The sequence below is a fragment of the Micromonospora andamanensis genome (assembly GCF_016863495.1).
Lineage (GTDB): Bacteria > Actinomycetota > Actinomycetes > Mycobacteriales > Micromonosporaceae > Micromonospora > Micromonospora andamanensis.
In genome coordinates, this window is record NZ_BOOZ01000060.1 from 26191 (window position 1) to 35984 (window position 9794).

At 68.4% G+C, this 9794-nt stretch carries 7 protein-coding genes; all 7 read right to left on the reverse strand.

Going from position 1 to position 9794, the window contains the following annotated elements:
• Positions 1-144 precede the first annotated feature (144 nt).
• Positions 145-1233, reverse strand: coding sequence for a TauD/TfdA dioxygenase family protein (locus Van01_RS29715; RefSeq protein ID WP_239099385.1), 1089 nt, complete (start codon positions 1231-1233; stop codon positions 145-147).
• A 326-nt stretch (positions 1234-1559) separates the two neighbouring features.
• Positions 1560-2108 carry a transposase family protein gene (locus Van01_RS33605; protein ID WP_275410417.1) on the reverse strand — a complete coding sequence of 183 codons (549 nt, stop codon included), beginning with the start codon at positions 2106-2108 and terminating at the stop codon, positions 1560-1562.
• A gap of 34 nt (positions 2109-2142) precedes the next feature.
• Positions 2143-3180 (reverse strand): protein-L-isoaspartate O-methyltransferase family protein, encoded by a 1038-nt coding sequence (locus tag Van01_RS29725; RefSeq protein ID WP_204014619.1) that lies wholly within the window; start codon positions 3178-3180, stop codon positions 2143-2145.
• 178 nt (positions 3181-3358) lie between these two features.
• Entirely contained in the window at positions 3359-4474 is a 1116-nt protein-coding gene (locus Van01_RS29730) for a hypothetical protein (protein WP_204014621.1), read from the reverse strand.
• 2 nt (positions 4475-4476) lie between these two features.
• Positions 4477-5427 carry a thiopeptide-type bacteriocin biosynthesis protein gene (locus Van01_RS29735; RefSeq protein WP_239099387.1) on the reverse strand — a complete coding sequence of 317 codons (951 nt, stop codon included), beginning with the start codon at positions 5425-5427 and terminating at the stop codon, positions 4477-4479.
• Complete coding sequence (locus Van01_RS29740) at positions 5409-6596, reverse strand: lanthionine synthetase C family protein (protein ID WP_204014624.1); 1188 nt, start codon at positions 6594-6596, stop codon at positions 5409-5411. Before Van01_RS29740 ends, Van01_RS29735 begins: the two co-directional genes overlap by 19 nt.
• Positions 6593-9658 carry a lantibiotic dehydratase gene (locus tag Van01_RS29745; RefSeq protein ID WP_204014627.1) on the reverse strand — a complete coding sequence of 1022 codons (3066 nt, stop codon included), beginning with the start codon at positions 9656-9658 and terminating at the stop codon, positions 6593-6595. The genes Van01_RS29740 and Van01_RS29745 overlap by 4 nt, the downstream gene beginning before the upstream one ends.
• Positions 9659-9794 lie beyond the last annotated feature (136 nt).

The following is a 9794-nucleotide window of genomic DNA, read 5'->3' on the forward strand; positions in this document are numbered from 1 at the left end:
GCCGACGTCGTTAGGCACGAGCGAGGATCGTGTAAAGGTCGGGTGGCTGCGCGCGTCGCTGACGACGATCACCATCGATGGGAGTGTCGAGCGGGGGAAGGACAACCCGCTAATATGAGGGGTGACCACGTTGGGCGACGAGGTCTAGACCTCGACCGTGGTACCGAACGACTTTCCGCTAACCAGTTGGGAAATGAAGCCGTCGGGCCCGACCGGCCGGTCACCGACGATCGTCACGCGGTGCAGCGTTCGCCTCGTCCCCGGCTTCAGGTCCGTTGCCGCGATGTGAGCCGTCGATCGGTTGTCCCACATCGCCACCGAACCTTCCTCCCAGCGAAACCGGACCGTAAACTCCGGCCTCGTCATCTGCGCGAACAGCAGGTCGAGGATGTGTCCACTCTCGGCGGGCGACAGCCCGAGGATTCGGCCCGTGCGCGACGGATTGACGAAAAGCGCCCGCTCGCCGGTCTCCGGATGGACCCGGACAACCGGATGGACGGCGACCAACGGGTCGCCCTCGATCATGTCGATGATCTCTCGGTCGATCGGGTCGTGGTCGACCATCCGATATCCGGCGAAGAAGCTGTGCTCGGCCCGCAGGGAGTCGATAAAGGCCCGCAGCGGCGCCGACAGCCCTTCGTAGGCCGCCACCAGATTCGTCCATTGAGTGTCCCCACCCACTGGCGGGGCCACCTCCGCGCGCAGGATCGCTGCGGCCGGAGGATTGACGACATGGGTCATGTCCGAGTGCCAGCCCGTGATCGTCGTTGCCCACCGCGTCCGGTAGTGAGCCTCGTAGTCCCGGCCGTAGCACTCCTCATCAATCTGCGGCGAGATCGTCAAGATCTGCGGATACTCATCCAAGGCGGCGTTGCTCTGGGTACGAGAACGAAGAGTCAGCTCGCCAAACCGTTGTCCGAGCGCGACGTGCTGGGCGTGCTCCAGAGTCTGCCCGCGGAAGAACAGCACCTTGAAGGCCAACATCGCTTTTCGGATCTCCGCCACGACGCTGTCGGTCAATGCCCCGGACAAATCACATCCCATGACCTCGGCGCCGATGTGGCCGGCCACCGGACGTACATCGAGTTGGTCTGCCCTGTGTGTGTTAACAAAATTCGGCGCCGACATGCCTGCCCACCTCTCGAAAACTTCCCGCAGCAATTTCTTCCAGTCCTTGCCGACAGTCGAACCGAAACGGTTGCGACGCTTGATAGCCGGCTGCACTACCACCATCACAGAGCCGAACGCGCCGTGGGAATACCGACCTATGGTCCGACCTTGCGTCCCGACCTTTGATCCGACCTGACGTTGAGCTGCTCAAACGCGCGGGTTACCTGAAGCCAGTGGAGGCTCTTCGCGCGGGGACGCCTGCGGCGATCATGAGTAGATCGGGGAGCTCGGGCAAACTCTATAGATGTGGAGTCGGTTTTCCGTCTAACGAACAGTGATCCGAGTAGTGCCCAACACTGCCAACTCACGAAGGGAGACTGGAGAAGGTTCCTCGGCTAAAGGACGTCTTATAACTCGGTGGAGGCGTTAACGGGTAACGGTCCTGGGCGTCATCCGGTGAGGATGATGTTGTGGAGGTGGACGATGCCGGATGCGGTGTCGATCAATGTGCGGGCGGCGCGGCAGTAGCTGCGGAGGATCTTGAACGTCTTTATGCGGCCCAGGGCGTGTTCGACCTGCGCTCGGACGGTGCAATGTTGTCTGTTCAGGTCTTTCTTCCAGTCGGGTAGTTCGCTGCCGACGGCGGCTTTGCGGTACAGGATGATCACGTCGGGGTTGCCGCGGTAGGTGCCACTCCGTTCAAGCGGGCGATTCGGTAGGGCCGTGCGGTGCAGCCGTGACGGAGGCGGATCGAGGCGATCGACAGTTCGGACATCTTGCAGGCCCTGACGGCGAATCTCTATGTCTACCCGGCGACGCCGCGCCGCTGTCGGTGCCGGTGAAGTTCCTGGCCGAGGGAGCGGGTTGCACGTCGCGGTTCGACCTGCCGATGCACGTGACGGTGGGTGCGCTTCTGGTGCGTGGCGGGTCGCGCGGGCGGCGAGCGTGCTCGCGTGACCTGGTTGATCGGTCTGGGGTGGAGTCTGTTCGAGCCCCACCTCCGGTGGGTTGCCGCGTGCTTCGAGGGGGCCGTCATCGGCGGGTGCCGGCGGTGATCCGGAGGTCCCAGCCGGGCGGGTCGTCCTCGTCGTTGGGGACGAGGCTGGTGTCGAACCAAGCGGCGCCGGGTCGTCCTGCCTGTTCCCAGTGATCCAGCCAGGTCCGCAGTGCGCTCAAGGACAGGGATCCTGGGGCGTCGGCGAGAATGGTGCCGTCGGTGAGGATGAGGGCGGCGGTGGTCGCGGTGGTGTGCCCGATGCCGCGTGTGCCGTCGCGTAGGGCGGCGAAGCTGCGGCCTACTCCGCCGGCGATGACGGAGTAGGCCGTCCATGACAGCCAGTCCAGGGGCGCGCGGTGGTAGGTCTCGGTGTGGCCGGGGTCGAGGAGCAGGCGCAACGCGGTGCGGGCGCCGGTGCGTTGTGGGTCGTCGTGCTCGCGCCAGCCGATAGATATCCATGCCGGTTCCGGCTGGTCGGTGTGGTGGTCCACCCAGCGTCCGGGGAGGGTCAGGGCGTCATCGACGGCGGTGGCGGTGCTCTGGGCGTAGCCACCGAAGGTGACGGTCTCGACGTGCGGTTGTCCCGCGGTCAGAGTGATAGTGGCGATCAGGGTGGTGGACGGCTGGACGGCGATGGGCAGGCAGGTCACGATCCGACCGTCCGGGGTGAGTTGATCCACCCACGCCCGGGGCAGCCGTGGGGGAGCACACCAGGCTGCGATGCGCTGGTAGGGGGCGTGCGGCGGGTAGCCGTTCATCCCGTCGGCGAGGTGGCAGGTGATCGTGGTGACGCCGCGTCGGCCGTGCAGCCGGTTCGCCCATATAACCAGGTGGTCGCTGATGTCGACGCTGGTCACGCGCCCCGACGCACCGGCTTGGGCGGCGAGCAGCGCGCCGGAGTATCCGGTGCCGGTGCCGATTTCCAGCACGTGGTCGCCATCGCGGACTTTCAGGGCGGTCACGTCGCGTTGGATGGCTTCCGGCGCGGATCGGTGCAGGGTCTCACCGCGTTCCTCGTTGTGGACGTAGTAGGACTCGGGGACGCTGCCGAACAGCGGATCGGCGACGGTCACAGGTACCCCTTCCGGGAAGGGCGATGGCGAGTTCAGTTGATCAAGGCGCGGATCCTGTTCGAGCGCGAAAGAGCCGTCTCCCGCGTCGTGGCGAGGGTCGGTGTGGGTTGCCGTGGTGGTCGACTGCGTGGCGGGCCGGCCGGGCGCCGAGCCGATGTCGCCGGTCTTATGCCTGGCGTTAGCCCCCGACGGCGGATGTCAGAACGTCGGTCGCGATTTCCACGGCGTCGTGAAGCGCTCGGAAAGTTGCCTCGGGCATCGTGCCGGCCCCAAGGCCGGCTGCTATCACGACGTGGGTGAGGGCCTGCTCATGTGGCTTCCCGAGGTGCAGAGCGGTGCGGTGGCCGAGGACTTCCCGGGCAGCGTATCCGTCGGGTGCATCGAGGACCTCGTCCGCCAAATGCCGCAGAAGGTGCTGGGCCATCGCTTCGTCGTGCTCGCTGGACAGGACGGCGGCAGTGAGGCCCCATCGGACTCGATACACGGCGTATCCAGCGATGGGTTTATGTGCGAGGAAGTGCTCGACCATCGCGGACACCTGTTGACCCAACGTTTCGGGTGTGGCGCACATTGTCTTCAGGCAGGCATCGACCTGTTGTTCCCACGGTTGGGTGATGGTGGTGTCGTCAAGGATGGCGCTGGCGGCTTCGGTGTCCTCGTGCAGAAGGTGGGCGATAATTGCGGCTTGTCGTCCTTCCATGAGGTGATTGCCGATGCCGTTGAGGGTGGTGGCGTGCTCGACGGCATCGTCCCATCGGCCGGTGAGGGCGAGGACGCGGATGCCTTCGCTGAGGTGTTGTAGCCAGGCCCATTGGCGGAGCTTGCCGAGCTCGTCGCGTGTGCCGGTCAGGTTGGTCAGTGGCAGTGTCCGACCGTCGACGACCAGGTTGGTGCCTGCGGTGACGGCCTCACACATCGCGGTGAGCAGGTGGAGTGCAGGCCGCCCGTTGTCGGCGCGGATCTGTAGACGGGCGAGGTTGAGGACGGGTTCGAGCAAGTAGCTGGCCTGCAGCGCGGTGAGCGAGTCTCGTCGCCGGTAGATGTTGATGTGTCGCCAGCACCATTGGCGGGCCAGGTCCGGTAGGGCGCAGTCGCTGGCGATCAATGCCGCCTTGTTCAGGGCGTGTGCCGCCTCGGCCATGCCGTTGTCGTTCTGCGCGGCTGCCATCTTCGCGATCTCCGCGACTTCGGCGACCCGGTCGCTAAGGGCGGGACACGCGGGTCGGGGCCGGCCGAGCAGTGGGAAACGGCGGACGGCGGCTCGGATAGTGATGGGGTCGACGGCGGCGTTCATGGTCAGCTCCCGGGCAGGAACGCTTCGAGTGCGGCGCGGGCGAGGATGCCTTGGGTGCGGGCGGCCAGCCCGAGTCGATTCCAGTGGAAGATCACGATGTGGCTGGCGACAGCTCGCAGCCCGCGGCGCAGGGTGCCGGTTGTTGCGGCGGCGGCGAGTGCGCGGCCGGCGTCGGTGTACGCGGCGTGCCATGGCGCGGCGAAAGGAACCGCACCGTCGGCTGCGAACAAGGCGTTGTCCGTGTTGGGCGCTGCCGCGAGCAGCCCGCGCACGCTGTCGGTGAGCGTGTCGAGGTGGCTGCGGGTGGTCTCGTCGATCGGGCGCAGCTGGGCGACCCGCGCGAATACGTCGCCGCGTTCGAACCAGTCCAGTCCGGCGGCTTGAAGGTGGCCGCCGAGCAAAAGGAGGGACAGTTCGCGGCGTCCGAGGGCTGGCTGTGGTTGGCGTAGGTAGGTCAAGACGCCGTGGCTATCGGCGCAGAACAGGTCGTGCACGATTCGGATGCCGGGTGTGCCGCCGAAGGCTGCGGTCTCTGGCTCGTACACGCTGGGCCACCACGTGGCGATCTCACCTGTGGCGGCGAGGTCGTCGAGGACGTGGTTCACGGCGTCGACGTGTGCGTGGGCGAAGCGCAAGCGCCAGCAGGGGTGTTTGCGCAGGAACCACCAGCCGCCGCATGCGCCGGCGTTCACGAGGTGGTCGAGGCGAGGGCCGAGTGAGGTGACCACGGTCGTCTCCGCGGTGTCCCAGTCGGAAAACTCGACGCGTACCTGGTACCAGTGGCCGTCGGTGTGCTCAGCGAGGGCGGCGCGGCCGGCACGGTGGTAGGTGTCGACGGCGTCGGCGAGGTAGGCGGGATCGATGGCGGCGGTGGCTGCGGCTGTTCGCAGCGGGGTGCCGGTGAGCACGGCGAGCACGGCAGCTTGTGCGGTGGTCAGGTGATCAGCAGGCATGTGTCCCATCCCGTGCCGGTGGTGCCGTTTCGTGCGGTCTCGGCTGCCAAGTGGATGCCGGCATGGCCGGTCAGCAGCCCTGGGGTGTCGTGGTGGTCATGGTGGTGGGCGGCCGTCTGGATGGCCGTGGTCACGGCGGGCAGCGATTGTGTGAGGGATGGTTCCTGGGCGTCGGCAGCCGCTCGGTGGGCGGTGGCGTAGACGCCGGCGAGGCCGTGGCAGAGGCCAAGGTCGGTGAGCCGGCTGAGGTGAACGTCGGTGAGGCAGGCGGCGAGGGCGTGTTCGGCGTCGGCACGGCGGCCCGGGTCGTTGGTGGCGATCGCGGCGAGCTGGAGTGCGCGGGCGATGCCAGGTGTGCCGTAGCACCAGGACGGCCGGCCGGGCGCGGGCTGGCGTGGGCGCCCGGCCTGGAGGTCGTCGCGGGTGAGCCACTGCGGCCACCAGGTGTCGCCTTTGGCGTCGTGCTGGCGCCATCGGTCAAAGCATTGGGTCAGCTGGTCGATGGCCTCGCCGTGGTGCTCCACGACGTGGCCATGGCACATGGCGAGGGCAAGCAGGGCGAGGATTCCCGCTGCTCCGTGTGCCATACCGAGGTTGGCGTGCCCTCCCGGGGTGGGCAGGATCGGGTCGGGGTCGTGGGCGGCCCACCAGCCGGGAAGGAGGAGCCCGTCCTGCTCGCGTGGGCGGACCAGCACCGTCAGGTAGCGCAGCACGTCGGCGAAGATGTCACTGCGGGGCATTCGTTGCATCAGCAGCACGCCGATGCCGGTGAGCCCGTAGAACAGGTCGTACTCGCCGAGCGAGCCGGCACCGCCGTGCTGCATACGGTCGGCGGCGGCGGTGAGGCGGCGGTGGGTCAGCCGGGCCACGTGTTGGTCGAGGGTAGCCGCGGCTGTCTCGTAGCGGCCGTCGGCCTTGCCGGCGCAGTGCAGGAGAAACGCGATGGCCGGGGTGCCGTAGTACAAGCCGGTGTGCAGGCCGCCGTCGAGCGGCCCGGTCGCGGCTGCACGGATCTGCCTATGCGCGTCGGCACAGGAACCGGTGCCGGCGAGGGCGCGTTCGAGGTGCAGCAGGGCGATCCCTGCCGTGCCGGTGGCCAGCGACTGGCGCGCGGCATCCGGGCCGTTCACCGACGAATCGGCGCCGGCACCGGTGGTAGGGCTGGTCATCGCTGACCGGATCGGGCCAGGGCACGCAGCGCCGCGACGCGAGCCAAACGGTTGGTGGCCTGCTCGAAGGCGGGGTCGACGCCGAGTGCACGAATGTGGTGGTCACGCAGCAGGGTCGGCAGGAGATGCGATGAATCGCGCTGTGCGGTGAGGGTGCAGTAGTAGCGGCGTAGGGCGGCGTCGCGAGTCGACCACGCGGAGACGAGCGTCTTCTCGGCGGTGTGTGGCTGCCGCGCGTCGGCAGACAGGTCGGCCAGGCGTTGCGTCTGCTCGCGCAGTGCGTGGTCCTGTGGCCCGGTCTGCTGCGGCAGGCACTGCAGCAGAGCGCGGTAGCCCGAGCCGGTGTCGGCGGCGAACGCGGCGGCGAGCCGAGCCATGGACGCGGCGGCCAGCGCCTGCGCCGACACGCCGAGGTGCTCGGCGGCTGCTATCTGGGCAATGACGCAGCCGGTGTCGGCGGCGAATACGTCCTCGGCTGCGGCGAGCGCCTCGTCGCAGCCGTAGCGGCCGGGATGGTCCTGGTGTGGCACGAGCGACAACTGGCCGGGCAGGCCGCGGGCGTTGAGTTCGGCGGCGAACGCGGCCAGGGCTGCGGTGACGGCCGGGTGGTGCTCGGGCGCGGTCAGCCGGAGCACGAGGATGAGGTGCTGGTCGGCGTCGATGCGGACCAGGTCGCGCTGGCGCCGAATCCACCACCGGTGTATCTCGTCGTGCAGTGTCGTGGTGAAGGCAGCGAGGTGCCGGATGATGTCGTCGAAGCGGGCCGGGTTGCCGGCCAGCCGCGCGTGCACCACGCCTGCGCTTCCGGGTATCTGCGGCCGGCCGGGCGTCGCGAGGTGGGGCAGCGGCCGATGCGGTGGCGTGGTGGCAAGCATGGGAATCAGCAGCTCGGCGGCACGGCCGATCCACCCGTGGTCGTCAGGTTGAGCGTCCTCGTGCAGTTCCACCCGTTCAGCCTGGGCCAGGCGGTGCCGCAGCAGAGTTCGGTCGAGACGGTGGTCGAGGTTCAAGGGCTGGCGGAACTCACCGTGGCAGAGCACGACACGGGCCGGGACACGCCAGTGCCGCTGCCACGCCTGTAGCGCGGACTCCCAACCCTGCCCCGCTCGCGGCGACAGGTCGCGGGCGGTGAGCAGCCATCGGGCGGCAGCGAGAATCGTGCGGCGATACCGCACGCGCGGCAGGTACGGCAGGGTGCGGGCGGCACCGACGTCGAACGGACCGAATACGGCGGTGCGGGCGTCGGCGACCTCAGCGAGGAAACGTGCCAGCGGAGGGCTCTGCACGACCTTGTCGAGTGCGTGGGGAACGTGGGGGATGACCCGACGACCGGTGGAGACCTGCACTAGGTACATCTGGTCGGCGTCGGCGGTGACGGCCAAATCGTCGAGGCTGATCGGCTGGCCCGTGGGGTGCTCGGCAAGCGCGAGGACGTCGGGCAGGAACTGGGGAACCCGGGTGACGTTCTCGTTGTGCGGCCGGCGCGGCGGGAACGACAACTGCACCACCACCGCGCCGCCGCTCGGCGTGCCCGGCGCGCAGGCGGCAGCGAGCTGAGCCTGCTGGTCTTCGTCGAAGAGGTAGATGAAGCGGCCGGCCATGCTGGTGGGCGCGCCCGGCGCCGCAGTGAAGCGCAGCCGAAAGTCGCCTCTGTTCAAGGCGTCGAGGGACGCGGCGTAGATCGCCACGCCGAGTTCGATGCGTGCCGGCGGTATGACGTCTGCCGGTTCGCCAACGGTCAGCGCGTCGATGTCTGCGTCAGTAAGGGTGATTTCGCTGTGCCCGTCGAGCGCAGCCCGTTGCACCAGGGCAAGGAACGCCGCGTCGCGTTCGTTGACGCTGCGCCAACTCGGATGGGCGCGGGGCGCACCTAGATAGCCGGTGGGGTAGCCGAGCCCGGAATCGGCGAGCAGGTCTCGCACCGCGACGAGCGCGCCGTGGCCGTAGCGGGCCCGGAACCGGGAGCGGTAGTCCTGCCACGCGGTCGTCCCGAACGGCTTCGTGCTGACTCGCAGCAGAACCTGTGCGGCGTCGACAGCTTCCGTCACCACCTGCTCGGGAACGCGGATCTGAGCGTCAAGGCGGGTGTCGACGGCCAGGGTGTGCTGGCTGCCAGCGACGATCTGGCGCATCCGTTCGGCGATCGCGGTCCGGTTCGCCGAGACCTGCGCCAGGTCGTTGTTGCCGTTGTGCTGACTGATCAGCTGCCGCACGATCTCAAGATCGCGCAGCAAGGCGGCAACGTCATCGAACTGCCCGCCGTCAGCGGCTGTCACTATCTCGATCACGTGTGTGAGGCCGTCGGTGACCGTCATCGGCGGGCGCAGGGCGCTGATGAGAGCGCCCTGCCGCAACAGGTCGTCGAGGACAGTGGTGACCTGTTCGGGCCGGGCCGCGGGGAACCGCTCGGCCAGCGCAGCGGCAAGATGGTCATACCGGACGGGAACGACGGCCCTGGCGAGTGCCGCCTGAACGGGCGCCGTGTAGCGCACCGACGCCTCGCGCAGCGGCACTGCCTTGCCCCCGCCCGGATCGACACGGCGGGCGATAATGAACCGGCCGTCACGAACAACGCCGGTGTTGTCTGCGACCACGGGCAGTCGATGGCGCAACTGCGGGTGCTGTTCCAGCCGACCGATCACGGCCGCAATCCACTCGCTGTCGACCCGAGCCACGACGCGGTGCCGTCGTCCGATGGTCACGCTGCCCGCTCCGACGGCAGCGACCGTGACGCCGGCGAACAACCCGAACGGCGTTGTCCGCCGTTGCCACCGCAGCAGATAGCTGGCCACGGAGATGACGGCCCGGCGAACCACTTTGGCCGTCGTGTCGGGACTCGCGCTGATGCGGTCGAGCCGCGCTGCGAGGGTGGGGCTCGCCAGGGCGAGGGCATCACGGATGTCGGCGCGCGCCCACGTCTTCATCAACCATGTCAGGCCCTCCCGCAGCACGGCAGTGTCGCTGGCAAGGTCCAAGCCGGAAGGAACCTCAAGGTCGCCGGGATCCGTGGTGGCGCGCACCATGACCACGCCGGCGGTACGGAAGCTGGGCGGAGCTGGCACGGCATACGCCTCCCCGACGCACGGACCGCGCCGTCGGCGCCCACGTCGGGCGCCGACGGCATGGTCAGGATGAGCCCCCGGATCAGACCGGGTCGCAGGACTTGGTCGTGCAGGCACTCGTGCTGCAGCTAGGCCC

Coding starts and splice junctions, on each gene's coding strand:
- Van01_RS29730 (WP_204014621.1), bottom strand. CDS start 4,474: ATGAACGCCGCCGTCGACCCCATCACTATCCGAGCCGCCGTCCGCCGT.
- Van01_RS29735 (WP_239099387.1), bottom strand. CDS start 5,427: ATGCCTGCTGATCACCTGACCACCGCACAAGCTGCCGTGCTCGCCGTG.
- Van01_RS29740 (WP_204014624.1), bottom strand. CDS start 6,596: ATGACCAGCCCTACCACCGGTGCCGGCGCCGATTCGTCGGTGAACGGC.
- Van01_RS29715 (WP_239099385.1), bottom strand. CDS start 1,233: ATGGTGGTAGTGCAGCCGGCTATCAAGCGTCGCAACCGTTTCGGTTCG.